Origin of the sequence: Rhodococcus sp. ENV425, from assembly GCF_002887785.1 — a bacterium.
GTDB classification, from domain to species: Bacteria; Actinomycetota; Actinomycetes; order Mycobacteriales; family Mycobacteriaceae; genus Rhodococcus; species Rhodococcus aetherivorans.
On record NZ_PCZU01000261.1, the window covers coordinates 41,211 to 65,790 of the forward strand.

26 protein-coding genes are annotated in these 24,580 nt (G+C 68.6%); 12 read left to right on the top strand and 14 right to left on the bottom strand.

Annotation, left to right across the window (positions count from 1 at the left end):
• Positions 1-65: 65 nt before the first annotated feature.
• Positions 66-497 (bottom strand): MarR family winged helix-turn-helix transcriptional regulator, encoded by a 432-nt coding sequence (locus CQZ88_RS23160; protein WP_006932669.1) that lies wholly within the window; start codon positions 495-497, stop codon positions 66-68.
• A gap of 86 nt (positions 498-583) precedes the next feature.
• Here CQZ88_RS23160 and CQZ88_RS23165 point away from each other — a divergent pair, with 86 nt between their 5' ends.
• Both CQZ88_RS23165 and CQZ88_RS32320 read left to right on the top strand, forming a co-directional pair.
• Positions 584-1,336, top strand: a complete 753-nt coding sequence (locus CQZ88_RS23165) for a substrate-binding domain-containing protein (protein ID WP_308410821.1) — start codon at positions 584-586, stop codon at positions 1,334-1,336.
• Between the two features lie 36 nt (positions 1,337-1,372).
• Complete coding sequence (locus CQZ88_RS32320) at positions 1,373-1,636, top strand: hypothetical protein (protein ID WP_308410822.1); 264 nt, start codon at positions 1,373-1,375, stop codon at positions 1,634-1,636.
• 193 nt (positions 1,637-1,829) lie between these two features.
• On the opposite strand, the gene CQZ88_RS23170 is transcribed toward CQZ88_RS32320, so the two are convergent.
• Entirely contained in the window at positions 1,830-2,852 is a 1,023-nt protein-coding gene (locus CQZ88_RS23170) for a helix-turn-helix transcriptional regulator (protein WP_144414993.1), read from the bottom strand.
• A gap of 136 nt (positions 2,853-2,988) precedes the next feature.
• Between CQZ88_RS23170 and CQZ88_RS23175 the strand changes: the two genes are divergently transcribed.
• On the top strand, positions 2,989-4,425 hold the full coding sequence (locus tag CQZ88_RS23175; protein ID WP_043802272.1) for an amidase: 1,437 nt from the start codon (positions 2,989-2,991) through the stop codon (positions 4,423-4,425).
• Positions 4,426-4,824: 399 nt separating this feature from the next.
• Complete coding sequence (locus CQZ88_RS23180) at positions 4,825-6,057, top strand: SLC13 family permease (protein WP_102800376.1); 1,233 nt, start codon at positions 4,825-4,827, stop codon at positions 6,055-6,057.
• 89 nt (positions 6,058-6,146) lie between these two features.
• On the opposite strand, the gene CQZ88_RS23185 is transcribed toward CQZ88_RS23180, so the two are convergent.
• Both CQZ88_RS23185 and CQZ88_RS23190 read right to left on the bottom strand, forming a co-directional pair.
• Positions 6,147-6,476, bottom strand: coding sequence for a hypothetical protein (locus CQZ88_RS23185; RefSeq protein ID WP_037201361.1), 330 nt, complete (start codon positions 6,474-6,476; stop codon positions 6,147-6,149).
• Between the two features lie 124 nt (positions 6,477-6,600).
• On the bottom strand, positions 6,601-7,245 hold the full coding sequence (locus tag CQZ88_RS23190) for a dihydrofolate reductase family protein (protein WP_006942042.1): 645 nt from the start codon (positions 7,243-7,245) through the stop codon (positions 6,601-6,603).
• 718 nt (positions 7,246-7,963) lie between these two features.
• Here CQZ88_RS23190 and CQZ88_RS31650 point away from each other — a divergent pair.
• Positions 7,964-8,137 (top strand): hypothetical protein, encoded by a 174-nt coding sequence (locus CQZ88_RS31650; protein ID WP_006942037.1) that lies wholly within the window; start codon positions 7,964-7,966, stop codon positions 8,135-8,137.
• Positions 8,138-8,194: 57 nt separating this feature from the next.
• Here the strand turns inward: CQZ88_RS31650 and CQZ88_RS23200 are convergent, their stop codons facing one another.
• The 5 genes from CQZ88_RS23200 to CQZ88_RS23220 all read right to left on the bottom strand — a co-directional run bounded on the left by CQZ88_RS23200 (position 8,195) and on the right by CQZ88_RS23220 (position 13,014).
• Positions 8,195-9,034 carry a CoA ester lyase gene (locus tag CQZ88_RS23200; protein ID WP_043802252.1) on the bottom strand — a complete coding sequence of 280 codons (840 nt, stop codon included), beginning with the start codon at positions 9,032-9,034 and terminating at the stop codon, positions 8,195-8,197.
• A gap of 27 nt (positions 9,035-9,061) precedes the next feature.
• Positions 9,062-9,850 (bottom strand): SDR family oxidoreductase, encoded by a 789-nt coding sequence (locus CQZ88_RS23205; protein ID WP_043802255.1) that lies wholly within the window; start codon positions 9,848-9,850, stop codon positions 9,062-9,064.
• A gap of 90 nt (positions 9,851-9,940) precedes the next feature.
• Positions 9,941-11,302, bottom strand: a complete 1,362-nt coding sequence (locus CQZ88_RS23210; RefSeq protein ID WP_006942028.1) for an MFS transporter — start codon at positions 11,300-11,302, stop codon at positions 9,941-9,943.
• 38 nt (positions 11,303-11,340) lie between these two features.
• Entirely contained in the window at positions 11,341-12,345 is a 1,005-nt protein-coding gene (locus tag CQZ88_RS23215) for an alcohol dehydrogenase catalytic domain-containing protein (protein WP_043802259.1), read from the bottom strand.
• Positions 12,346-12,477: 132 nt separating this feature from the next.
• A complete protein-coding gene (locus CQZ88_RS23220) occupies positions 12,478-13,014 on the bottom strand; it encodes a 2,4'-dihydroxyacetophenone dioxygenase family protein (protein WP_006942026.1) in 537 nt (178 codons plus the stop codon).
• A gap of 316 nt (positions 13,015-13,330) precedes the next feature.
• Between CQZ88_RS23220 and CQZ88_RS23225 the strand changes: the two genes are divergently transcribed.
• Positions 13,331-14,326, top strand: a complete 996-nt coding sequence (locus tag CQZ88_RS23225) for a LacI family DNA-binding transcriptional regulator (RefSeq protein WP_235194114.1) — start codon at positions 13,331-13,333, stop codon at positions 14,324-14,326.
• Positions 14,327-14,592: 266 nt separating this feature from the next.
• Entirely contained in the window at positions 14,593-15,258 is a 666-nt protein-coding gene (locus CQZ88_RS23230; RefSeq protein ID WP_006942023.1) for a GAP family protein, read from the top strand.
• 115 nt (positions 15,259-15,373) lie between these two features.
• On the opposite strand, the gene CQZ88_RS23235 is transcribed toward CQZ88_RS23230, so the two are convergent.
• From CQZ88_RS23235 to CQZ88_RS23245, 3 genes are all read right to left on the bottom strand, one after another.
• Positions 15,374-16,489, bottom strand: coding sequence for a nitroreductase/quinone reductase family protein (locus CQZ88_RS23235; RefSeq protein WP_146034365.1), 1,116 nt, complete (start codon positions 16,487-16,489; stop codon positions 15,374-15,376).
• On the bottom strand, positions 16,483-16,698 hold the full coding sequence (locus tag CQZ88_RS23240) for a hypothetical protein (RefSeq protein WP_006942019.1): 216 nt from the start codon (positions 16,696-16,698) through the stop codon (positions 16,483-16,485). The genes CQZ88_RS23235 and CQZ88_RS23240 overlap by 7 nt, the downstream gene beginning before the upstream one ends.
• A 602-nt stretch (positions 16,699-17,300) precedes the next feature.
• Positions 17,301-17,930, bottom strand: a complete 630-nt coding sequence (locus tag CQZ88_RS23245; RefSeq protein ID WP_235194115.1) for a TetR/AcrR family transcriptional regulator — start codon at positions 17,928-17,930, stop codon at positions 17,301-17,303.
• Positions 17,931-17,980: 50 nt separating this feature from the next.
• On the opposite strand from CQZ88_RS23245, the gene CQZ88_RS23250 reads away from it, so the two are divergent.
• The 3 genes from CQZ88_RS23250 to CQZ88_RS23260 all read left to right on the top strand — a co-directional run bounded on the left by CQZ88_RS23250 (position 17,981) and on the right by CQZ88_RS23260 (position 20,390).
• Positions 17,981-19,222, top strand: a complete 1,242-nt coding sequence (locus CQZ88_RS23250; protein WP_043802265.1) for an oxygenase MpaB family protein — start codon at positions 17,981-17,983, stop codon at positions 19,220-19,222.
• 167 nt (positions 19,223-19,389) lie between these two features.
• A complete protein-coding gene (locus tag CQZ88_RS23255) occupies positions 19,390-19,902 on the top strand; it encodes a GNAT family N-acetyltransferase (RefSeq protein WP_006942013.1) in 513 nt (170 codons plus the stop codon).
• Positions 19,903-19,982: 80 nt separating this feature from the next.
• Entirely contained in the window at positions 19,983-20,390 is a 408-nt protein-coding gene (locus CQZ88_RS23260; RefSeq protein ID WP_006942012.1) for a hypothetical protein, read from the top strand.
• 18 nt (positions 20,391-20,408) lie between these two features.
• Here the strand turns inward: CQZ88_RS23260 and CQZ88_RS23265 are convergent, their stop codons facing one another.
• Complete coding sequence (locus tag CQZ88_RS23265; RefSeq protein WP_043802267.1) at positions 20,409-21,089, bottom strand: NUDIX domain-containing protein; 681 nt, start codon at positions 21,087-21,089, stop codon at positions 20,409-20,411.
• Positions 21,090-21,165: 76 nt separating this feature from the next.
• Here CQZ88_RS23265 and CQZ88_RS23270 point away from each other — a divergent pair, with 76 nt between their 5' ends.
• Entirely contained in the window at positions 21,166-22,164 is a 999-nt protein-coding gene (locus CQZ88_RS23270; protein WP_006942008.1) for an ADP-ribosylglycohydrolase family protein, read from the top strand.
• Entirely contained in the window at positions 22,161-22,670 is a 510-nt protein-coding gene (locus CQZ88_RS23275) for an O-acetyl-ADP-ribose deacetylase (protein WP_006942006.1), read from the top strand. Before CQZ88_RS23270 ends, CQZ88_RS23275 begins: the two co-directional genes overlap by 4 nt.
• Before the next feature lie 84 nt (positions 22,671-22,754).
• Here CQZ88_RS23275 and CQZ88_RS23280 read toward each other — a convergent pair.
• Positions 22,755-24,580 (bottom strand): glycoside hydrolase family 65 protein (locus CQZ88_RS23280; protein WP_258008740.1); only part of this gene is annotated, 1,826 nt, incomplete at its 5' end.

Here is a 24,580-nt window from a genome sequence, read left to right on the forward strand (position 1 = left end):
GTGGCGCGCGAGGAAAGCTGCCGCGCGGCACGCGGCAGCATCCGTGAGTCACATGGGGGCGACGGTCAGCGAGTGGTGAGCTTCTCCAGAAGCGTTCCCAGTTCACGCAGCTCCGCAGGCGCGAGCGGGGCGAACGCGTCCGCGAGCGCGGCGGTCACCGCCGGGGCGAGTGCACGATGACGAGCGATGCCGCGGGCACTGAGGCGGACCATCATGCGTCGCCGATCGTAGGAATCCAAGGTCCGGTACGCCAGCGCGGCGTCGACGAGCCGATCGACCGTCCGGGTCAGGCTCGGCCCCGGGATGAGGGTGACGGCGGAGATCGCACTCATCGTGGCCTCTTCCACGGAGGCGAGGTGGTCGACCACCCGCCACTGGTCGAGGGTGAGATCCGACCCGGTGAGGGCGCCCCGCACGGCCGCGCGGACCAGGGCGGCCGCCCGATCGACCGCCAGCGTATCCACCATGACCGCGTCGTCCCGATCAGCCTGCACCATGGGCACCCCTTGCTGAGACATCGTTCCGAACGCAATACTTCCAGATGAATATTCCACCGCGCGTGCAGCGGCCGCAAGGAGGCTCGATGATGTCGAGGAGCTATCGCATCGGACTGGTCATTCCACTGCGCGGGCCGGGCGGAATCTACGGTCCGTCGTGTGAGGCCGTCGCGAACCTCGCCGCCGCGACCCTCAACGACAACGGCGGCATCCTCGCCCGCGAGGTGGAAATCGAGGTGATCGACGCGAGCCTGCCCGCGCCGGAGCTTCGCGCCGAGATCGCTCGACTGCTGGCCGCAGACCGCATCCACGCGGTGACCGGCTGGCACATCTCGACGGTACGCGAGCAGCTCTCCTCGGTCCTGGCCCATCGGATCCCGTACGTGTACACCTCCCTCTACGAGGGCGGCGAGTCGCGTCCGGGCATCATCTGTTCCGGTGAAACCCCGGGCCTGCAAATCGGTCCCGCGTTGCGATGGCTGCGGGAGCACGCCGGCATCCGGCGGTGGACGGTCGTCGGCGCCAACTACGTGTGGCCGCGACGGACCGTCCCCGCCATCCGCGCCTACTGTCACGAGCTCGATCTGCAGGTCGTCGAGGAGATCTACGTCGACTACGGCACCACCGACTTCTCCCGGGTGCTGCCGCGTATCGAAAAGAGCGGCGCCGAGGGCACCGTCATGTTGCTCGTGGGTCGTGACGCAGTCGCGTTCAACCGGGCGTTCTGCGGACGGGGTCTGCATCAGCGGCTGTTGCGGTTCAGTCCGCTGATGGAGGAGAACATGCTACTGGCAAGCGGGGCGGACGCTACCGAAAACCTGTTCGTCGCCGCGAGCTAATTCACATCACTCGTCACCGCGTGTGCGCAAGATTTCATGTCCGCCTATGTCCGTCGGTTCGGTCCGGGCGCACCACCGCTGAACAACGCCGCCGAATCGTGTTACGAGGGCGTGACCACTCTCGCCGCGCTCACCGCCGCGGCCGGATCCAACACGATCGACGAGATCCTCCGTCACTCGGGCACATTGAGCTACGACGGCCCCCGCGGGTCGGTGCACGCCAGCGCCGGGTTGATGCACCAGGACGTGCACATGGCCGTGGCCGACGGGTACGAATTCGACGTCGTGGCCACGCTCTGACGCTCCTGCTCCGGGCGCAGGACTCCCGATGGTCATCAGCACAGGAGACCAGCCGGACAGATGCCATGCCTCGGTTCGAACAGGACTGGAAGCACATGCATTTCCGCGGGGATCCCGGGGCGGAGCAGGAACACACCGGCCGGTCCCACGGCGCCTCGGCGAGGATCGGACTCAGCGAGGCCATGGGCCGTGGTCACGACGCCGGCGCGTTGCCGGCGAGGACGGGCGGCGCGGCGCGGTCGACGAGCCGCAGCTTCCACTCGGCAGCACGCACGGCTGCAACCGTGCGGTTGGCGGCGCCCGTCTTGCGCAGCACGTGCTCCAAGTGGGTGGACACCGTCGACGGGCGGATTCCCAGCTCCCGACCGATAGCGGTATTCGACGCGCCGTCACGCACCAGGCCGAGCACCTGCAGTTCCCGCACGGTCAGACCGTCGGGCGGTGGCACGACACGCGCCCGCACGAGGACCCCTCCGCCGCGGGCGGGCGCTAGGTGGGCGTCGTAGACAATGCCGGTGGCGATGAGCAGGTAGTCGGCGGCGCGCCCGCGGCGACGCACCTCGGCCGCGACCGCACGCAGCCCGTCGCCCGCGGCTACGAGCGCGGCGGCGGCGGGCTCCGGGGGCGCGTCGAGGGGGCGGTCGATCGCGCCGGATGCGGCGACAACGAGCACGATCCCGCGCCCCGGATCTCGGTCAGCGGGGCCGGGCGCGGCAGCCGGGTCGACGACGCAGGCGAGGTCGGCGGCGAGCAGCGCCACCATGACCAGGTCTTCCCGATCGAACACCCGTCCACCGGCAGCGCTCAGGTTCAACATCCCCACATAGCGCCCGTCGGGGGCAAACAGGCATTGGCTGAGGCCGTCGGTGTACTGCTGCGGCACGATGACCTCGTCGAAGACGGGACCGTGGCGCAGCCGCGGGGGCACCGTGCACAGCTGCTGCGGCAGGCGCCGGCCGAGCATGTCGTCGAACAGCGGGTGGCGGGGCAGAAAGCGATTGATCGCGTCGACGATCGGCCGCGGGTAGCCGAGGCTGGAGGCGGTGCGGTGGCACCCGCGCGCCGCGTCCCAGCGAGAGATGGCGCCATGCGCGAACGGCACGCACGCGGACAGCTCGAACAGGACGCGAGCTGGGTCGGGCGGGTTGTCGTCGCGGGCGAGGCGTGCACTCAGTGCCAGCGCGGCCGCGAGGCGTTCCGTGTCGGCGCGGGACATGAGGTGATCATCCCCGGCGCGTCGCGCGTTGGCCAGGGGCATCGTTTCGGCGTTCGCGCATCGGTCGTTCGGCCGATGTTGTGTTACGGGCGTCACCCTACTGTCGGGCCGTTCGTTCCCCCGAATGGAGATCACCGTGGACATCAACGACTACACCGCGCACGACGCAACCGGCCTGGCCCGCCTCATTGCTGACAGGCAGGTGAGCCCGGCCGAGGTGCACGACGTCGCGGCGCGGGCGATAGACGCCGTCGATCCGGTTCTCGGCGCAGTCGCCGGCGAACGGTTCGCCACCCCGCTCGACCACAGCAGCGACGGCCCGTTCGCGGGCGTACCGTTCGCGATCAAGGACCTCATCGCGCACGCGGCCGGCGTCCCGCAGCGCAACGGAAGCCGGCTGTTCGGCGACGGTCTCGTGCCCGCGGAGGACACCTATCTGATGGCGCGTTTCCGCCGCGCGGGCCTGGCCACCATGGCCGTGACCACTACGCCGGAGCTGGGGTTCAACGCGTCGACGGAGGCGGCCGCCGCGTACGGGCGCCCCACTCGCAACCCGTGGGACACCGACCGCAGCCCGGGCGGGTCGAGCGGCGGGTCGGCGGCGCTGGTGGCGGCGGGTGCACTACCGATGGCACACGCCAATGACGGGGGCGGGTCGATCCGGATCCCCGCCGCCGCGTGCGGGCTGGTAGGCCTGAAGCCGACCCAGGGCCGCACCACCCCCGGACCCGAATACGCCGACCCGCTCATGGGCCTGGGCATCGAATTCGCGGTGACGCGCACTGTCCGCGACAGTGCCGGGCTGCTCGACGCGGTGCACGGCAGTGAGCCGGGCGATCGGTATCTGCTCCCGGCGCCCGAGCGCCCGTTCGCCGAGCTGGTCGGGCAGGACGTGCGGCCGTTGCGGATCGCGGTGTGCACCACCCCGTATGACCCGTCCCGCGCGGTCGACCCGCAGTCCGTCGCCACGGTGCAGGAGGTGGCGGCAGTACTCGAGCGACTCGGCCACCACGTCGAAGAGGCGGCCCCGCGTATCGACGCGCAGACCTTCGACGACGCGAACTTCACCGCCTGGTGCAGCTTCCTCGCCGACGGCGTCTACGCAACCGCAGAATTGCTGGGCGTCACCCCCAGCCGCGAGCACCTGGAGGCGACGACGCTCGAGTGCGCCCGGTACGGCGCGACGCTCACCGCGCGCGATCTGTACGCCGCCGACCGGGTGTTCAACACGGTGCGCCGCGAGGTGGCACGCTTCCTCGGCGAGTACGACGTGCTCCTCACACCGACGACCGCGCAACCGACCGTCCCGCTCGGGCACCTCGACGCCGACAACCCGGAGCTGGACGCGCGCGGATGGTACGACCGCATCTTCGACTACGGAGCGTTCACCTCGGTGTTCAACACCACTGGGCATCCGGCGATCTCGCTGCCGCTCGGGCAGTCCGCCGAGGGCTGGCCGGTCGGGGTGCAGTTCGCCGGGCGCTACGGAGACGAGGCGACCCTGCTGCAACTGGCGGGCACGATGGAGCGGGCGATGCCGTGGGCGCATCGCCGTCCTCGCGTCCACGCCTGACCGGCGGCGGCCCCGGCGTCGAGGCGCGAACCGGGGCCGCCGCTCGCACGCCGCGAGTCCGAGCCGGCGAAAGACCTGGGTGCGACGGTGCCGGGCCGGTTCCACGCGTCTCTTTCGGTGAACCGCCCTCGATCCGCCCCGTGGCCCCCCATAGTCGTGGGTGCGCCGTTCGGGCATGCCCTGACGGCGCACCAGCGCTGACCCCGGCTCGTTGGTGGAATGGGCAGGGCGGGGCGAAGGTGCAAGGCGCAGCGAGACCGCTTGTGCCGCTGCCGAGGCGAGCAGGACCTCCAGCAGGGAACATGCCGGCTTGCTCCTGTCGGCGCGCCGTTTCTGGACGTTCATCGCGTGCTCGGAGTTCGGTGCCCGAGCATTTCGTGCGCTGGCACTATCGACCTTGTGGTTGCTGTAGCGGTGGCGATGCTCGCCGGGGTGCTCGTCTTCGCCGTGATGCGTCCGTGGGGACTGCCGGAGGTGTTCGTGGCACTGCCGGCCGCGGCCGCAGTCGTCGCATTCGGCGTCGTAACCCCGCACGAAGTAGAGCAGCAGCTGCGCACGCTGTTCCCGACCGTTGCGTTCCTCGCCGTCATACTCGTGCTCGGGCATCTCGCCGACGCGCTCGGCGTGTTCGCGTGGGTGGCGTCGGTTCTCGTCCGGCGCGCGAATCACGACCCGCGACGTCTGCTCAACGCCGTGTTCGTCACCAGCGCCGTCGTGACCGCCGTGCTCAGTCTCGACGCCACCGTGGTCCTGCTGACGCCGATCGTCCTGCGGGCCGCGACGGCGCTGCGGATGTCGCCCCGACCGCACGTCTACGCCACCGGCCACCTGGCGAACTCGGCGTCGCTGCTGATGCCCGTCTCCAACCTGACGAACCTGCTGGCCTTCACCGCTACCGGGCTCACATTCCTGCACTTCACCGTCCTCATGACGCTGCCGTGGCTCGCGGTGGTGCTCGTCGAGGGTCTCGTCTTCCGGTGGTTCTTCGCGCGCGACCTCGCCTCGTCGCCACCGCTGCAACCCGACCCGATACCGCCCGTGCACGCGCCGCGTTACGCGCTCGGGATCGTCGCCGCCACCCTCGTCGGATTCGCGGCGACGGGGCCGCTGGGGATCGAACCCGTGTGGGCGGCGGCGATGGGCGCGGCGGCCCTTGCCGTCCCGGCCCTGCGGCGGCATCGCACCACCCCTCGGCGAGTTCTCGCCGCCGCCGATCTGTGGTTCTGCGTGTTCGTCTTCGCGCTGGCCGTCGTTGTCGCCGGCGTCTCGTCCGGCCCCGTCGGCGACGCGTTGGCGAACGTGCTGCCCACCGAGCCGAGCCTCGGGGCGCTGCTCGGGGTGGCGGCCGCAGCCGCGGTGGCCGCCAACGTCGTCAACAACATTCCCGCGACGTTGATGCTCCTCACCGCTCTGGGCCCCGGGGCCCCGCCCGCTCTGATCCTTGCTGCGCTGCTCGGTGTAAACCTCGGTCCGAATCTCACCTACGTCGGTTCCCTCGCCACGATGCTGTGGCGACGTCTGCTCGAAGGCTCCGCCGGCCGTCCGGACCTTTACACCTACACCCGGCTCGGCGTGATCACGACGCCGCTCACCCTGGTCGTCGCGGTTCTGGCGCTGTGGATCGTCACCTGACTCCGCGTCGGACCTGACCGACCACCTCGGCGCAACCTCCGGGTCGAACTCGTTGCACGGTGCAGCGTCCCGGCTCCGGCGACCAGCCCTCAGCGGTGAACCGGCGGCACGTCCCGTTGCTCCAGCCGCAGACGGGCGGCGGGAATGACCCCGGGAAAGTAGTAGTGGCCCTCCGGAGACTCGACCAGATCCTCGGCATCGATACCGTGGACCTCCCACACGTCGACCGCGCCGCCGGTGTTGTTCATCTGCACGAACCAGTCCCGCTCCCACTCGCCGGCGCAGAGGAAGCAGCCCTGCTGCTCGGGCCGTCGGCTACCGGCGATACCGGGCGCGGCATCCATCCGATTCCAGTCCAGGCCGTATCGCGAGATGGAAGCACGGTTGAGCACGGAGGTGACGTGGTAGCGGACAGCCATCCGCCGACGGTAACAACGACGAACTATCCCCGGATAGTAGATTTTTTCGGAACCCCTGGGTATGGAACGCCGCACACCGGACTCGGCTGAGGTGACTTCGATGCGAGAAGTCCGTGCCCGGGCGTCACCTTCGCCAGAACAGGTGGTGCGTCACGCCGCTCGGGCTGGGCACGACCTCGAGATGGAACCGGTCGAGTAGCTCATCGGGTGACTCCCAGAGTCGTACTCCGGATCCGAGCTGCACCTGCGAGACTGCCACGTGCATGGTGTCGACGAGGTCGGCCTCGAGAAACTGCCGGATGGTGGTAGTCCCGCCACCGAGTCGGACATCCTTGCCCCGCGCCGCCTCCCGCGCCCGCTCGAGGACCGTGGCCGGGTCGCCGTCGACGAAGTGGAAGGTGGTGTCGGAGAGGGTGAACGACGGGCGCGGGTGGTGGGTCAGCACGAACACCGGGGTGCGGAACGGGGGTTCGTCGCCCCACCATCCGCGCCACTCGTGGTCGTGCCAAGGCCCGCGTTGGGGACCGAACTTGTTGCGGCCCATGATCTCGGCACCGATATTGCGGGCGTAGTCCCGCGTGAAGTAGTCGTCGAGGCCACGGCTGCCGCCAGGGTCTGTGCGCATGGGCCAGCTCGCCGTCGCGCCGGCCCACGCGAACATCTCGCCAGGGTCGGCGTGTCCGAACGGCCTCTCGAGGCTCTGGTGTACACCGGCCCCGAAGCCGTCACACGAGACGGTGAAGTTCTGGACTCTCAGCAGCTGATTCACTCGGTTCCTCCCGCACTCTCGATGAGGATGATACGGAGATTGAGACTCCATGGGGCGGACAAACTCATCGGTGGGGTGGCAATCATCCGAAATTCGGATCACTTCGAGAGACGACGGGAGGAACATCCGGGGAACAGAGTTCCTTGTCGGGGCGTCGGCCGCCCGGCCATGGTGATCGCAGGTGACCCCGGGTCCGTGGCTGTCGTGCCGCGGTTCGTCGAGTACTCGAGGCATGAGATGCACAGGTTCACCGAACCGATCCCCATCCCTCCTGCGGCATTCATCGCAGCCCGACGTGGTTCACCCGCGACCTCGACACCACGGGACGGATCGAGACCGGTGTACTGATGGAGGTGGCGGTGCCGCGCTGATGGGAACCGACTCGTCGATCCTCGCCGACAGCACGCCGTCGCCACCGTCGGCCAACTCTTGGACGGCATCGCCTGCCGGGACCGAGGGTCGATCGCCCGGCGGTCGACCGGCCCACTCCTCGATGAGCTGCTGCCGGGCAGCAGCCAGCCCTTGTCCACAGGTCAGCACAGCCGGTACCACCCCGGTCTCGGCGGGGCGCCCATTGCCGTCGTCGAGGACGACGTTGCCGTGGTGCTCGGCGCCACCGACGAATCCGCCGAGCGTGCACCGAGGCCGGTCACGGCCGTGCTGGTCGCATCCTCCTCCGCGCCTCGAACGTGACGCTGGGACGATCCCACCGTGATCCTTGGACCGACGCGCGGACAACACGGTCGCGGACGCGGTCGCCGAACCGGCCGAGTGGGACCGGAATGCCTGGCCGTGGATCGCCGACGACTGCGCGCTGTGGTGCGGTCTGCATCTGCGAGCTCGCCATCCCGAACTCGTCCGCCGGTACTGGGTGCTGTCTCCGTTGTCATGACACCCACCGCCGCTGAGTGCTGCCGACTGGGTTCTCGTCACGCCTGTCCCATTATCCTCACGATCGAGCGAAGACGGAGGCGAGGCGGTGGATCGCTCGGGATCGGGCCAGCCGGGGGATGTCGCTCCCGTCTCTGACACGGGTGCCGTCCGCGCCGAGTTGGTCGATGACGTCGCGGGCCCAGTCGATGTCGGTCGGGGTAGGGCTCAGGGCGCGGTTGATGACGGGGGCCTGCTCGGGGTGCATGCACAGCTTGCCCGACAAACCCATGGTGCGGGACACGGCGAGCGCGTCGGTGAGCGCGTCCTCGGCGGTGGTGAGTGTGGGGCCGTCGATGGGGCCGGGCAGTCCCGCTGCTCGGCTCGCTACCACCAGTCGTCCCCGCGCGTAGGACAGGGCCGGTGCTAGATCGGCTGCCCCGGTGTCGCGGCGGAAGTCGCCGCTACCGAAGGCGAGCCGGAAAGTTGGTTCTGTGGAAGCGATGTCGTAGGCGCGTTCGATGCCGAGTGCCGACTCGACGAGTGCCAGGACGGGGGTGCCGGCAGGTAATCGTATGAAGGTGTCGGTGACCTGTTCTGCCGATTCGCATTTGGCGAGCATCACGCCCAGCAGTCCGGGTGCTCCATCGAGTGCGTCGAGGTCGTGGTTCCAGTCCTCGCTTCCGGCGGGGTTGATTCGGACCCAGCCGGTGCCGCCGCGAGTGAGCCACAGGTAGAGGGCTTCTCGTGCCGCGGGTCTCGCGGAGGGGACGACACCGTCTTCGAGGTCGTAGATGACGGCGTCCGCCACTCCGGTGCACGTGTCACCGAGGTGCCGGCTGTGGGCTGCGGATACGAGCAACCACGATCGGGCATCGGTGGCGGGGACGACGGGATGGTCCGGGGGCATCGGTGCCATGGGCGGTCCTCCAGGTAGTCGCTGTTGTTATCGGGACAGCCATCCACCGTCGACGGACAGGGCGGTGCCGGTGACGTAGGCGGACGCGGCCGAGGCGAGGAAGACGACCGCGCCGGCGAGGCCTTCCGGCCGTCCCCAGGTGCCGGTGGGGATGCGACGCAGCATGTTCTCGGCCCGGGTGGGGTCGTCGCGGTGGGCGGCGGTGAATTCGGTTTCCATGTAGCCCGGGGCGATCGCGTTGACGCGGATGTGGTGGGCCGCCCACTCGTTTGCCAAAGCGCGCGTCAAGCCGAGGATTCCGTGTTTGGAGGCGGCGTAGGACGGGACCTCCATTCCGCCCTGGAACGAGTTGACCGATGCGATGTTGATGATGCTGGCGGCGGCGTTGTCGTCGAGGGCGGACCGCGCGAAGGCCTGGCTGAGTAGGAAGGGGGTAGTGAGGTTGAGGTCGAGCACCGCCGACCAGTCCGAGGGTGTGGTTTCGGTCGCGGGACCACGGCGGATGATGCCGGCGTTGTTGACCAGGATCGTCGGGTGCGGGAACTCGGTCTTGGCCCAGGAGAAGAGTTCTGCCGCCGATTCGGGGGTCAGGCCGCTGAGGTCGGCGGTGCGGGTCGCGCAGCGGACTCCCCGGGCGCGCACTTCCTTGGCGACCTGATCGAGTTCCCCGATGTCGACGGCGACGATGTCGGCTCCGGCCTCCGCGAGTGCGATGGCGAGCGCGCGGCCCAAACCGCGCGATGCCCCGGTCACGATGGCCGCGTTGCCGTCGAGTCGGAACAGGTCCAGGACCGGGGTGTGGACGGGTGCGTTCATGCGAGAGCTCTTTCTGCTCGGATCGGGAGACGAGACCTTTTGGCCGGGCCGGTGTGCGGGTGAGCGCCGCACACCGGCCCGGCGGCGTTGTCAGTTCCGGGTGGCCTCGTCGAGGACCCGGTCGTGGACGAGGGAGGTGCGGGCGGTTTCCTTCGCGGCGATCACGGCGATGATGGTGATCACGGCCAGGATGGCGAGGTAGATGCTGACCGCGATCGTGTTCTTCTCCTCGACGGTTCCCAGCAGTGAGACTGCGATGACGGGGGCCAGACCGCCGGCGAACACCGAGGCGAGTTGGTAGCCGAGGGAGGCGCCGCTGTATCGGACGCTGGTGCCGAACAACTCGGAGAACATCGCCGCCTGTGGCGCGTACATCAGTGTGGTGAAGATCAGGCCGATGAAGATGGCCGCCGCGATGATGGTCTGGTTGCCGGTGTCGATGAGGGGGAAGAACACGAATCCCCATATGCCGGCGCCGAGTGCGCCGGTGAAGTAGAGGGGTCGACGGCCGACTCGGTCGGACAGGGCGCCGATGAGCGGCGTGAGGAAGAACTGGGCGACGGAGGCGATGAGCACACCGGCGATCGCGGCACTCTTGGGCATATCCAGGTAGGTGACCATGTAGGTCATCACCACGACGGTGAAGATGTAGTACGAGGTGTTCTCCACCAGTCTCAGTCCCATGGCGATGAGCACCTCGCGCGGGTACTTGCGCAGGACTTCGATGATGGGGGCGTGTTCGCTCTTGTGGTTTTCGAGGGCCCTCTTGTTTTCGGCGAAGACGGGGGATTCCTCGATGCTCAGACGGATCCAGAGACCGATCAGGACCAGTACTGCACTGAGCAGGAAGGGAACTCGCCATCCCCAGGAATCGAAGGTTTCGTCGCTCTGGACCAACGCCAGCACCCAGAGAACCACCGCGGAGAGGAGGTTTCCGAGAGGAACGCCGGCCTGGGTCCACGAGGTCCAGAATCCGCGACGATCGTTGTCGCCGTGTTCGGCGGCCATGAGCACTGCTCCGCCCCATTCGCCTCCGACGGCGAAGCCCTGCAGTAGCCGGCAGCCGATGAGCAGCATTGGTGCGGCGATGCCGATGCTCGCGAAGGTCGGCAGCAATCCGATGGCGAAGGTCGCGGCGCCCATCATGAGCAGGCTGACGACCAGCATCTTCTTGCGGCCGAGTTTGTCGCCGTAGTGACCGAAGACGATGCCGCCGAGCGGTCGGGCGAAGAATCCCACCGCGAAGGTCGCGAACGCGAGCAGGGTGGCCGTGGCAGGTTCGCTGTCGGGGAAGAACAGGGGCCCGAAGACGAGCGCGGCGGCGGAGCCGTAGAGGAAGAAGTCGTACCATTCGACGGCTGTGCCGATCATGCTGGCGAAGGCGACCTTGACGATCGACGTGCGCCCGGCCGCGTGAGTAGCTGGTTCGACAGCGACATCGGAACTGGACATGGCGTGGCCTTTCGGGACAGGGGTGGGGTCCGGTGTGGTCATGGGACGAGCACGACCTTCATGTCGTGGCCGGCCGCGGCACGTTCGAGTGCCGAAGCCGCGTCAGTGAGGGGAATCTCGGTCACCAGCTGCGGCCACGGTGTCGGGTCGACGGCCATGGCGGTGGCAGCGGCCCGGTAGTCGACCTTGGTCGATCCGTAGCTGCCTTGCAGGCGAATCTCCTTGCGGGTGACGGCGTTGAAGTCGACCGGTCCGGTGCGGGCGAACAGGCCGACGACGGAGATGGGGCTGCCGGGGAGGACGGCAGCGATGGCGGCGTCGAGTGCCGCGGTCGAACCGGAGGCGTCGACCCAGGCGGTAGGGGTGAACGGCAGCTCGTCCCGTCCGGCGATCACGGTGCGCAGACCGAGGGAACGGGCGAGCGGCAATCGCCCGTTCTCGTCGTTGTCGACTCCTGAAAGTACGACATCGTGGCCTCGCTGGGCGAGGACGAGAGCAGCCATCGTGCCGATCGGTCCGGGTCCGGAGACCACCACCTGGGTGGGGCCCTCGCCGGCGTTCTCGATGTGCGCGACAGCGCGGCAGGCGACCGAGAGTGGTTCGGTCAGGGCCAGTGTCGACGCCGGCAGGTCGCGGTCCACCTCGACCAGGCGGACCTCGGAGACGACGAACGATTCGGCGGCGGCGCCGTCGAAGGACAGCCCGAGGACAGTGCGTTGGGGACAGATCTGGCGGAAGCCGCGCTCGCACAGCGTGCATACCCCACAGCCGTCGATCGCCACGGGCACCACTCGCTTGCCGAGCCAGTTCGGGTCGACACCATCACCGAGAGCTTCGACGCATCCGACCGCCTCGTGTCCGAGCACTACCGGGGGGCGGATCCATTCATAGCCGGTGTCGTGACGCCAGGCGTGCACGTCGCTGCCGCACAGGCCGCAGGCCTCGGTGCGAACCCGCACCTGTCCCGGGCCCGGTTCGGGCTTGGGCAAATTCTGCACGCGGACGTCGCAGGGGATGGCACTTTTCTTGGTGAGAGCTCGCATGGGGAACCTGTACTTTCGCCCGCGGGCGGGCTCAGGGCTGAAAGAGGGTGAGATGCCGGCGGACACCGCCCCCGCGTGCGTAGAGCACTCGGTGTGGTTGCACCAGGCCGGGCGGTGTCCGCCGGAGCGGCGTCAGCGGATGAAGCGGTCGACGTAGTCGGCGCCGAGACCGACCGTCTCGTAGTGGGCGCGGGCCTTGTCGATCTTGCTGAAGACGTCCTCGATGCCGACGGTGTTGCCGTCGACGTCGACGTAGATGTAGGCGCCGCTCACGTGGAACAGGGTGGCCATCTCGGTCACGTCTTCGGGGACCTCGAGGGTGTGGATGTCGCCGGGCGGCTCGAAGGCGTAGGTGCCCTCTTCGGCCCACCAGTCGTATTCGAGGTAGTGCCAACGGCCGCGCAGGGTGAACGCGTGCACCGCGCCGGCGTGCCGGTGGCGGGACAGGATTCCCGAGCGGCGTACTCGCAGGATGTTCACGAAGTAGCCCTGGCTCGCCGACAGCACCAGCGGGCGGAACTCGACGTCCTGGGACTGGGGGACCCACAGCCGTTCGTCGCAGTCGAGGTCCAGGGCACCCGGAACGATCAGGTCGTCACTCATGCCATACGGCTTGGGCCCCGTGTACGCGACCGCGGCCTCGTCCCTCATCTCAACGGTGGAACTCATGATGCTCTCCTTTCGCTTAATCGCATAAGTTACGGTACAGCCCTGTGTTTCAGCGCACAAGCCCCAAAGATGTCGGGGAGGTATTACGCGTCCACCTGGTCATATGCGGGTGGCGTCGCGTTCGTATGGGTCGACTCGAGTCCGCCATACCGGTAAGTCAATCTGATTAACCGAATCAGTCGGACCTGGGCGCACGCCGTGGCAGGAAGTCCCGGCCTGTGCCGAGTGCTTAACCGACTAAGCTTTCGGTATGGCTGATGTCTCCCACCCCCAGAGCGGGGGCCGTCCCCGCGGAGGGCGTCCTCGCCGAGTGACGATGAGCGATGTCGCTCGTCGGGCAGGGGTGTCCTCGGCAGCAGTCTCCTACGCGCTCAGTGGGGCGCCGGGGGTGAGCGAGGAGCGACGTCAACGGATCCTCGCCATCGCCGAAGAAATGGGATTTCGGCCCAGCAGAATCGCCCGGGAGCTTCGCGCCGGTACCACGAAAGCCATCGGACTGCTCCTCGCCGACATCGCCAACCCCTTCTACACCGAGGTCGCCGGCGGTGTGGTCGCTGCCGCCGCCGAAGAAGGCTACGAGGTGTTCGTCTCCCATGTCGGCGTGGATGGCTCCCGCCAGGCCGATGTCGCACTGGCCCAGGTCGATCGAAACTGCAGCGGCCTGATCTTCACCTCGCTCGTCGCCGACGACAAGCCGCTCCTCGACAAGCTCCGGCACGAGAACATCCCCGTGGTGCAGCTCTATCGCAAGGTCGAGGACGAGCCCTCCGACTGGGTCGGCATCGACGACTATTCCGCCTCGTTCGAAATGGCTTCCCACGCCGTCGCAACCGGCCGACGCAAAGTCGCGATCCTCGGCGGTCCCGACACGTCCAGTGTGTCCGTCAACCGCATGGCGGGATACCGCGACGCCCTCACCAAAGCAGGCCTGCAGGCGATCAACGAACCAGACCTGTGGGGCGAACTCACCCGCGCCTCCGGGGCGCTGCGCGCACGGGCGCTGTTCGCCGAACACCCCGAAACCGATGCGATCGTCTGCGGCAACGACCTGATCGCCCTCGGCGTTCTCGACGTCTGCCGAGAAATCGGCAAGCGCGTGCCCGAGGATGTGGCCTTGACCGGTTTCGACGACATGAGTTTCTCGAGCGCAGGCCCGTTGCAGCTGAGCACCGTGACGGTGCCGCGGGACCTGATGGGGCAACGAGCCGCCCGCATGCTCATCCAACGGATCACCGGCGACGAGAGTCCCCCACGCAACGAACTACTGCCCTACAGCATTCAGGTACGGGAAACGACCGCCCGCCGCGGATAGTTCGCTCAACCGGAGCGTCGTAGCGATCCGGTTGAGCGCTGCGCACCGCCGAATGGGCGAACCGATGCGCAGGCATGGCCGAACGAGGGCGAGGCGTGCTCGATACGTCGTTGGAAGGGCAGCCGTCCCGGTACGGGCCTGGTGGCTGCACCTGCGCACAACCCCCTTTCCTCAGGGACCGGAGAAGATCGCGTGCCTGTGCCGTCCCCACCGGATAGCTGAGGCGACTACCCTTCGTCGATGATCGGTACTCCGAGGAGTGACTCGTGACAGGCGCAATCGGGCAGTCCCTACCGATTGCGGTCGGCCTGCTGCTGGCCGCGATGCCGATGGTGATGCTGTCGGTGCTCCTGGTCACCAAGCGGCCGGTGAGCGTGTCGTACGCCTTCGTCGGTGGCTGGGTTGCGGGCCTGCTCGTCGTGGGCGCCGTGGTGCTCGCGGTGGCGGATGTGATCATGCTGGCCGACGAGCCCACCTGGTGGGCCGGTGCTGTGAAACTCGCGCTCGGGATCGTGCTGGTCCTGATGGCTGTCCGGAAGTGGCGGGCGCGGCCGCAGGCCGGAGAGGAGTCCACCGTGCCAGGGTGGATGGCGGCCGCACAGACCATGACCGCTCGACGGGCTCTGCGTCTGGGGTTTCTGTTTGCGGCGGCGAATCCGAAGAACCTCGCCCTGGTCGCGGCGGGCGCAGCGGTCATCGCGGACGCGACTGCGCGGGTGCTCGAGCAGGTCGTGGCGCTGGTTGTCTTCACGGTCGTGGCGAGCCTGGGCGTGGCCGCCCCGGCCGTGGTTCGGGGCGTGTTCACCGACCGCGCTGATCGCGCGCTCGCCGTGGCCGATGAGTGGATGACCCGGCACCACGCGGCGATCATGGCGGCGGTCCTGCTGATTCTGGGCGTGCTTCTGATCGGCAACGGGATCGCCGGGCTGTAGACGCCTGCCCTGAAGCTCCGTCGTCGGCAGGCTTGTTGCCGCCGGATCGATGCAACGACGTCGGCAATTCTGCACTGCGGTGGTGGTCTCCACGGTGGCGAGTTACGGGTTTGCGCTAGACGGTTTGGATGAGACGCAGGAGCGGAAGTACGCGATCGGTGCGGCGAAGATACCTGGCATAGTCGGGGGCGGTCTGCAGTATCCGCGGCCAGAACGCGGCTGCCTGCTGGGGTGTCAGCTCTTCGGCGCGAACCTGTTTCGTCTCGCCGTCGACCTCGACCTGCGCCTGGGGGTCGGCTTTGAGGTTGAAATACCAGCCCGGATGGGTTGGCAGCCCGCTGTTCGCTGCGACGACTATCACGTCTGGGCCGTCCGGGAAGTACTGCAGTAGTACCGTGCGCGGCAGGCCGGAGCGTCGCCCACGGGTGGTGAGGATGAGCGCTCGGCGGTGCCACGGACGCACGATCCGGCCCCGGGTCCGTCGGATGAGCCATGCCCCGATCCCGACCGAACGGGTGTCGACGACGTGTTCGATGCGTGTCTCGAGCCGTTCGACGCGCCGGGCAGCACTGTTCGTGTGGTCGTTCGAATCGGAGTTGCGCAGCTCGGTGGCGAGCAGTCGTAAGGCGCTCCGGCGGATCAGGCCGCTGAAGGGACCGACGACGGTCCAATAGCGGCCGAACCGCCGTCTGCTCTCCGCATCGGTCACGGCGACGCGCGTTTCTACTGTGAGAATCGACGACTCGGCGCCGTATGGGGCGACTCTGAGGTTGAGCACGATCTTGGCAAAGCCCGGCTCTTCGAAGGTGGCGAAGCCATCCGGGCTGACGTTCGGACCGGACGAGGCGTCGGCAGCCGCCCACGGGCGACCGATCTGGCCGAGGACCATCTCGAGATTCGGTGCTTCTGCGAGCAGAACCCAGCCATGGTCGGTCATGTCCGTGAGCCGGAAGGTCGGTGCAGCGGCGGCAGCTACTCCCGGGCCGGTCCGGTGCGCGATGAGGCGTTGGGGGAGGGCGCGCAGACCGATGAGCGTCCGGATCAGCGGGGCCTGGAACAGGTCGAGCTGACGCGCGGCGCGGTAGCACGATCGGGGGTGGGCGCGGACGATGTCGGCGTGTGCGATGGAGTAGTCGTAGTGCGGTAGGAACTCATCGATCAGCATCGCTGACGCGGTCGTCGGGGCGGGCGCGGGGTGCGGCCGCGGGGCCGATTGCTCACCGGTCACCACGATGCCTTCGGCATCCCGGGTACCGGCGGCTGCGACGGGGACGTCACTGTGCAGCGGAAGCGGGTGCCGACACCGATCAGCCCATCGATGAGCTTGTTCGCACGTAGCATCCGCGGGGTGTAGGCAGGTTCGTTGCGCTTGTCTATGACGACGTCGAACACTTCCTCAACCGGCCGGTGGATGAGGATCTCCCCGGTGATGGTCGCCATGGTGCTCTCCTGTCGACCTTCTCGGATGCTTGGGAAACTACCTCGAATGATACGGCCGGCAACTCCAGTAGTTCGCAGAAGAACTCAGCGAACTACTGGGGCGCAGCGGTGTGGTCGCGGGTTCATATCCTCCGAATCGGTACTGTTCGCCGGCGAGGCGCAGCTTGCGGTCCTCGACCATCGGAGTCGCACGCCCCGAGGTGGCAGCCGTGACCGGCGCGCCGGCGTGGACGCGGCGACATGCCGGTCCAGCACCCGCACGCACGCCGCGTCCCGCGGTGGATCCACATTAACGGCATACCGACTGTGGATGCGGCTATCGGCCGAGCCGGCAACACCTGCCGACTGATAGCCGGCGACCCACCGCTCGAGTGTGCTCACCGACACGTGCAGCTCCTCGGCTTGGTGGCCATGGCGCCGATCGGAACATTCCGGCGTCGTCGCGACGGGACTACCGGTGTCCTGCACGTATCCGACCTCGACTTCGCCGGTCCGGGCACGATTCCTGTGTTGACCCCGAGGGACATCGAACCGCATCGAACTCGGACCGGTTTCATTCAGCTGCCTGATCGGTCGACGACAAGCGGGCGAGGTGTCGAGTGTCAGTCCAGCATTTCCTTGAGATAGGCGGTGATCATGGCCGTCAGCTGGTCCGCGATGACGTCCGGCTCGATGGGCGGCTGATCGAGCACGTAGCCGACCGCGACGTTCTCGACGGTGCGGACGAGCATCCACGCGATGGCCTCGGGATGCTCGATCGGGCGCCGGCCGGGATTGAAGCGCAGCCACATGGCCAGCAGCGCGTCGATGCGGTGTTCGAACGCGACCAGCCGGCTGTCCGGCGTGCGGGGGAGTTGCTCGATGAGCACGCGCAGCAGGCGGGGGTTCTCGCCGAGTGCCTCGAGCAGCACCCGCATGTTGGTTCGCACCGATTCGGTCCAGGTGGGGGCGTCGAGCGCACCGGTGAACACGTGCGAAATGCGAGCTTGCACCTCCTCGGTCCAGCGGTCGACGACTTCGGTCACGATGGCGTCCTTGCCGGGGAAGTACTGGTACAGCGATCCGGGGCTGATGCCCGCCGCGGCGGCGATCCGATTGGTGGAGGCGCCCTCGTATCCGTCGGCGAGCAGGACCTCCCGGCCGGCGGCGACGATGCGTTCGACCATCTCCTGCGAGCGGCGCTGCTGCGGTACGCGGCGCATCCGGCCCTGCTCCGCCGGTCTCACCGGCACCGTCCGGATGCGAATTGAACGCGAGTAATTGCTCGTGTAAGCATCGGCCCATGGTGGCACAGGAGATTCGACAGGACGCGCAGGCGGTGCGTTACCCGCACCGATACGTCGGCATCCGACCCAGAAACGAGCGCATCGGGCGGCCCCTGCGTGCCTACGCGCGGATCGGTGCCGTCGACGAGGAACTGCTCGACCGGATCGGCCGCCGGATGGTCGCCCGCGACGAGGTGGGCGCGGACCTGGTGCGCGCGATGCGCCGCCCCCGGACGGACGCCGAGCGGGTGACCATGGCGCAATTCCATCGGGCGCTCGAGCACGGCCTCGACGCGGTGCCGGACGCGCCGGACGCACTGCGACGGTTCTTCGCCGTGGTCGATCACGTCCCCGAATGGGTGGACTTCGACCTGGTGGAGAAGGGTGCCCGGGCCTTCCGCCGGATGGGCCGCAGCCGCATCGACGTGCTGCTCCAGCTGTCGCTCATCGGCGGTTACCGGTTCGGTGGGCCGCCGGATCTGCTGGTCGAGACCGGGGGCCTGACCGGTTCGACCGCGATGCGACGCCTCGGCGAAACCCAGAAGTGGGGTACGGCGGTCGGCGAGCCCGGTGGGATGCGCCGGGACGGTGAGGGATTCAAGCTCACCGTGCACGTGCGCGCCATGCACGCGCTGATCAACCACCAGTTCGAGACCAACGGTCGATGGGACATCGAACGCTGGGGGCTGCCGATCAACCAGACCGACCAGGCGGCAACCCTGGGGCTGTTCAACGGCACGCTGCTGCTCGGCATGCGGGCGCTCGGCTACTTCGTCACCCGTGAGGAGTCCCGGGCGGTGATGCACCTGTGGAAATACGTCGGATGGCTCATGGGCATCGACGAGGACTGGCTGTTCGACACCGAACGCGAGCAGCACGTGTTCAACTACCACGTGCTGTTGGTGCAGGACGACGTCACGCCCGCGGGGGCCGCGCTGTCCGGGGCCCTCGTGGAGGGCCAGCGCACCCTCGACTACGGCCGGTTCGGCGACGTGCGCGGCCGGTACGAGCGGCAGCGCCTGCTGAGCATGCTCCGGTACTTCCTCGGCACGCAGAGCCTGCGGGAGCTGGGTCTGCCCGTCACCCCGGCATGGGCGGTTCCGCCGGTGGTGGTCAAGAACGTCGTCTTCTCCACAGTGGTCGCACGCACGCGCACCGGGAGGCGGTTCCTCGAGCGGCTCGGCGACCGGGCCGCACGGCGCGAACTCGCCTCGAAGTTCGGGGCGTCGAGGCCCGCCGTCGGCGCGCTGCCCGGCTGAGCTTTTCCCGGCCGCCCACCGGGGGCCGGATCGGTCGCGTCGTCCCGGTCGCTAGGCTTGTCCCGGCAAGCCGGACCGCCGGTCTCCAGCAGCTGCGGGCGGCGGTCGTCGAGTGGAGCGGGTGAAAGACGTTGACGGACTCCGGAGAGCTGAGCATCGGGCCCCTTGTGCGCCCGTCCGACGGCAGTGACGACACGGCGAAGGTGGTCGCCGACCTCGTCAATGCTGTCTATGCGGTCGCTGAGGAAGGCATGTGGCCGGAGGGAGCCACCCGGACCTCGGCGAGCGAGATCGCCGAATTGGCCGGTGCCGGCCGGCTCTTCGTCGCCTCGCTCGGCGACCGGATCGTGGGCTGCGTGAAGGTGGTGCAGCTCGACGCCCGCGTCGCCGAGTTCGGGATGCTCGCTGCCGATCCGGAGGTGCGGGGCGCCGGCATCGGCCGTGCCCTCGTGCGGTTCGCCGAGGCCCACGCGGCACGGCTCGGGAGCGAGATCATGCAGCTCGAGGTCATCCAGCCGAGAGACTTCGAGCACCCGTCGAAGGTGTTCCTGTCGCAGTGGTATCCGCGAATGGGGTACGTGCCGGTGCGGACGGACGGGCCCGAGGTCATGTACCCCGAACTGGTCCCGCTGCTCGCGGTCCCGTGCGACGTCGTCGTCTACCACAAGCGACTCGGCTGACCGGTCCGTCTCCGCGTGGCGCCCGGCGCGGGCGGCGGCGACGTGCTTCCATGGTCGGACGAGTTCCGCGAGGAGGCGAGATGACGAGCAACCGTATCGGCCGCCATGCCCGGCGCGCGGGAGCCACGCTGCTGCTGACGGCCGCGGCCGTCCTCGGTGCGTCCGGTCCGGCAGCGGCCCAGGACGAGTGGCCCGAGATTCCGTCCTATCCGACACCGATGGTGCCGTTCGAGACCAAGGACTTCCTCACCCCGGCGGACCTCGACTACTGGAATCCGCTGGTGAACCGGAATCGGCTCACGTCACCGTTCGGCACCGGCACCCGGATCGTCTGCGTCGGATTCCACGGCGTGACCACCGACTGCTGGCAGGCCGATCAGAACGGACAGCCGCACAAGCTGATCCGGCTGCCGGCCAATCTGCCGAACGTCACGGGTTCGAGTCTGCCGGGCGGTGGGCCGGGACACTTCGTCTACCCGATCCTCTGAATCCGCACCGCGGACATATCAGCCGGTGAACAACACCGCTGCCTGAGCCGGCAACCGCGCGCCGTCCTTGCGGCGGAACAGTTCCGCCGGCCGGCCGGCGCCCGGACTCGACATGCGCCCGGTGCTGACGAGAGCGTCGACCACGTGGCGGCGGAACGAATCCTTCTGCAGCGGAACGCCGAATATCACCTCGTACAACCGCCGCAGCTCGAGGACGGTGAACTCGTCGCCGAGCAGTCCGTCGGGATCCACGCGCTGCGCGTAGCGGGTTCGCAGATCCGCGACGGCCGCCGCCACCATCTCGGCATGGTCGAAGGCCAACGGCTGCTCGGCCTTTCCGTCGCGCACGCACACGAGGTGGGCGTCGCCCGGAAGGTCCTTGCGAGGCAACGCCGCGGCGTGGGCGATCGAGATCACCCATCCGCGCGGGTCCCGGTCGGGAGCGTCGAACACGCCGATCTGATGGAACCGGATGCCGGTGAGGCTCGTCTTGTCACGCAGTGCACGTCGGGCGGCGTCGGCGGCGCGTTCGCGTTCGTGGAGGAAGGTGCCGGGCAGGGCCAGGTCTCCGAGACTGTGCTCGACCACCAGCACTCGCAGTTCGCCGTCGGAGTAGGTCAACACGGCGATGTCCACCGCGGTCGAGGGGTGCGGGTACTCGGCCAGCTTCCGGCCCGCCCCGTCCGTCCAGTCGCTCACGGTTGCACTTTAGCGTGATTTTGATCTAAATTGATAGCGCAGATTTGATCGAAATGGTCGGCGGAGGGAGCGGGAAATGGCGTTGACGGCGCAGCAGTGTGACCGGGCGGTGGGGGTGCTTCTCGCGACGGCGGCAGGGGACGCCCTCGGTGCCGGCTACGAGTTCACTCATCCCACCGCCGACGCGGTGATCGACATGATCGGCGGGGGCGTGTTCGGCTGGGAACCGGGGGAGTGGACCGACGACACCGCGATGGCCGTCGCCGTCGCCGAGGTCGCGGCCACCGGCGTCGACCTCGGCGGCGCAGCAGGTCTCGACGCGGTGGCCGCGCAGTTCGTGCGGTGGTTCGACTCCGGCCCGAAGGACATCGGCAACCAGACCCGCGCCGTGCTCTCGCATCGCCCCGCCGGCGCCGCGGCGATGCAGGCCCGCGCCCGCGCGCTGACCGGTCGCAAGGGCGGCAACGGCGCCCTGATGCGGACCGCCCCGGTCGCCCTGTCCTATCTCGGCTCGGGCGACGCGGACGCTGCCGTCGCCGCCGCCGGGGAGGTGGCGCTGCTGACCCACGACGACCCGCAGGCGGTTCAGGCCTGCCGGCTGTGGACGTATGCGATCCGCCACGCCGTCCTGCACGGCACCTTCGACGGTGTCCGCGGCTACCTGCAGGTCTGTCCCGCCGACGTCGCCGGTTACTGGGCTCCGCTGCTCGACCGGGCCGAGCACGGCACGCCCGGCGACTTCGCGAACAACGGATGGACCGTCCACGCCCTGCAGACCGCGTGGTGGGCGATCAGCACCACCGACGATTCCGACGCCGGGCACCTGCAGCGTGCCCTCGAGGCCGCGGTCCGCGCCGGCGGTGACACCGACACCACCGCCGCCATCGCGGGCGGACTGCTCGGCGCCCGCTGGGGAGCCTCGGCGGTCCCCGATCGGTGGCGGCGCATCCTGCACGGCTGGCCCGGGCACACCGCGCACGACCTGAACCACCTGGCCACGGACGCCGCGCGGAAGGGATACGACCGCCGCGCCGCCGTCTCCGCTCACCCCACCGAACTCCAGGAGCAATCGTGACTCTGATCGACGTCGTCCACGGCGACATCACCACCCAGCGCGTCGACGCGATCGTCAACGCCGCCAAGTCCTCCCTCCTCGGCGGCGGCGGCGTCGACGGCGCCATCCATCACGCCGGCGGTCCGGAGATCCTCGCCGCCTGCAAGGCCCTGCGCGCGACGACGCTGCCCAACGGTCTGGACGTGGGCGCGGCGGTGGCCACCACCGCAGGAAAGCTCCCGGCGCGCTGGGTGATCCACACCGTCGGGCCGGTCTACTCGCCTCACGAGGACCGCTCGCACCTGCTGCGGTCGGCGTACACCCGCAGCCTTGCCGTCGCCGACACCCTCGGTGCCCGGACCGTCGCGTTCCCGTTGATCTCCGCCGGTGCCTACGGCTGGCCGAAGGAAGACGCGATCCGGCAGGCGGTCACCGCCCTCACCGCCGCCCGGACCGCGGTCGAGATCGTCACGCTCGTCGCGTACGACCGGAGCGTCGCCGAACTGATGCGCCGCACCCTGGCGTAAGGCGCTGGAGCCGGCGGCCGAATGTCACACGCGTTCAATTGGATCGAATGCGTGTGACATTCGGCCGCGGCGATCCTGCGGCGCTCAGGACATCGACGGTTCCTGCGACGGCAGGGTGAACACACAACTCTCCCCGGCCCCGAGTTCGCACACCTGGCCGTCGAGACCCACCCGGACGGGGCCGTGGAACCCTTCGGGCTGAGCGAGCACCGTCAACTCGTTGCCGACGATGCGCACCCGCAGTGGCGTGCCCCGGAACCGGATCGAGAAGGACACGCCGTCGAGCCGGTCCACCAGCCGGGGCCGGAACAGCAGCACGCCCTTGTAGACCCGGGCCCCGACGAAGCTGCTCTGGAGCAGGTCCAGCGTGCCGGACATGACCCCCATGTGGATGCCTTCCTTGGTGGTTCCGCCCTGTATGTCACTGACGTCGCTCTCGAGAGCCACCATGAAGCGCTCCCACGAACTGGGCGGGTGGATGTCGGCGAGCACGCCGGCGAACGTGACGTGGCTGAGCGTCGACCCGTGCGAGGTCCGTTGGTCGTAGTACTCGATGGTGCGCCGGGCCAATTCCTGGTCGTACGGATAACCCAGCCGCTCGAACGTCGCGTGCAGCTCGTCGTCGTCGAACAGGAAGAACAGCATCACCGTGTCGGCCTGCTTGGCCATCTTGAACCGGTTCGGATCCTCGCCCTCCGCCCGGAGGATGCGATCGAGCCGCTGGATGTTGGGGTAGGCGGCACGGTAGTGCTCCCAATCGAGCTCCTCGAGCTCGTCGTAGCCCTCGAACTGGCTGATGACCCCCTCGTGGAAGGGCACGAACATCCGCCGGCTCATGTCGTCCCACGTGTGCAGCTCCTCGTCGGTCACCGCGAGCTGGGCGAGCAGGGCGCTGCGGCGGCTGGCCGAGAGCGAGTCGAGCACCGACGGCACCGTCGCCATGATCCAGGCCACCATGACGTTGGTGTAGGCGTTGTTGCGCAGTCCGTCCTCGGACGCGCCGGGATGGCGCTCGTGGAACTCGTCCGGCCCCATCACACCGTGGATCTCGTAGCGTTCGCGCTCGGGGTTGAAGTGGGCGGTCGACGCCCAGAATCGGGCGATCTCGAGCATGAGCTCGGCGCCGTAGTCGGCCAGGAACTCCGTGTCGTCGGTCGCCTGCAGGAAACGCCACACGTTGTAGAAGATCGCCGCGTTGACGTGCCGTTGATTGCGGCTGAGGTCCGGATCCCACTGTCCGGAAAGGGGATTGAGATGGACGGCCTGGGTCTCCTCGGTGCCGTCGCTGCCGCTCTGCCAGGGGAACATCGCACCGCGGTACCCGGCCTCCTCGGCCGCGGCCTGGGCCTCCGACAACCGTCGGTACCGGTAGAGCAGCAGGCTCCGGGTCACCTCCGGCATCCGCAGGTTCAGGAAGGGGTAGATGTACATCTCGTCCCAGAACACGTGCCCCCGGTAGGCCTCCCCGTTGAGGCCCCGCGCCGGCACCCCGACGTCGTGCCGCGCCGTGTGCCGGGAACAGACCTGCAGCACGTGCGCCACGTGGAGCCGCAGCAGCAGGTGGGCGCGCGGCTCGCTGGGCAGCCGGACGTCGCAGATGTCCCACAGCTCGTCCCACGCCGCCTCGTGCTCGGCGTACGCGGCGGCGAAGTCGGGGTACCGCAGCACGTGCCGGCCGGACGCGGCCAGCGCCTCGGTGATCGCATTGTCCCGGGAGGTGAACAACGAGACCATCTTCTCCACGCGTGTCGGCCGGCCCTCCTCGACGTCGAAGCAGAGCACCTGCTGGATGTAGTCCTCCATCTGGTACAGCGAGCGGTCCACCTCCACGGGTCCGTCGTCGTAACCTTCCCCGCGGAAGACCCGGGTGCGTGCGGCCTCGGCGACGTAGATGTCGGACTGGCGGGTCT

Coding starts and splice junctions, on each gene's coding strand:
- CQZ88_RS23160 (WP_006932669.1), bottom strand. CDS start 497: ATGGTGCAGGCTGATCGGGACGACGCGGTCATGGTGGATACGCTGGCG.
- CQZ88_RS23165 (WP_308410821.1), top strand. CDS start 584: ATGATGTCGAGGAGCTATCGCATCGGACTGGTCATTCCACTGCGCGGG.
- CQZ88_RS32320 (WP_308410822.1), top strand. CDS start 1,373: ATGTCCGCCTATGTCCGTCGGTTCGGTCCGGGCGCACCACCGCTGAAC.
- CQZ88_RS23170 (WP_144414993.1), bottom strand. CDS start 2,852: ATGTCCCGCGCCGACACGGAACGCCTCGCGGCCGCGCTGGCACTGAGT.
- CQZ88_RS23185 (WP_037201361.1), bottom strand. CDS start 6,476: ATGGCTGTCCGCTACCACGTCACCTCCGTGCTCAACCGTGCTTCCATC.
- CQZ88_RS23200 (WP_043802252.1), bottom strand. CDS start 9,034: ATGGCACCGATGCCCCCGGACCATCCCGTCGTCCCCGCCACCGATGCC.
- CQZ88_RS23205 (WP_043802255.1), bottom strand. CDS start 9,850: ATGAACGCACCCGTCCACACCCCGGTCCTGGACCTGTTCCGACTCGAC.
- CQZ88_RS23210 (WP_006942028.1), bottom strand. CDS start 11,302: ATGTCCAGTTCCGATGTCGCTGTCGAACCAGCTACTCACGCGGCCGGG.
- CQZ88_RS23215 (WP_043802259.1), bottom strand. CDS start 12,345: ATGCGAGCTCTCACCAAGAAAAGTGCCATCCCCTGCGACGTCCGCGTG.
- CQZ88_RS23220 (WP_006942026.1), bottom strand. CDS start 13,014: ATGAGTTCCACCGTTGAGATGAGGGACGAGGCCGCGGTCGCGTACACG.
- CQZ88_RS23225 (WP_235194114.1), top strand. CDS start 13,331: ATGAGCGATGTCGCTCGTCGGGCAGGGGTGTCCTCGGCAGCAGTCTCC.
- CQZ88_RS23240 (WP_006942019.1), bottom strand. CDS start 16,698: ATGGCGACCATCACCGGGGAGATCCTCATCCACCGGCCGGTTGAGGAA.
- CQZ88_RS23250 (WP_043802265.1), top strand. CDS start 17,981: ATGGTGGCACAGGAGATTCGACAGGACGCGCAGGCGGTGCGTTACCCG.
- CQZ88_RS23260 (WP_006942012.1), top strand. CDS start 19,983: ATGACGAGCAACCGTATCGGCCGCCATGCCCGGCGCGCGGGAGCCACG.
- CQZ88_RS23270 (WP_006942008.1), top strand. CDS start 21,166: ATGGCGTTGACGGCGCAGCAGTGTGACCGGGCGGTGGGGGTGCTTCTC.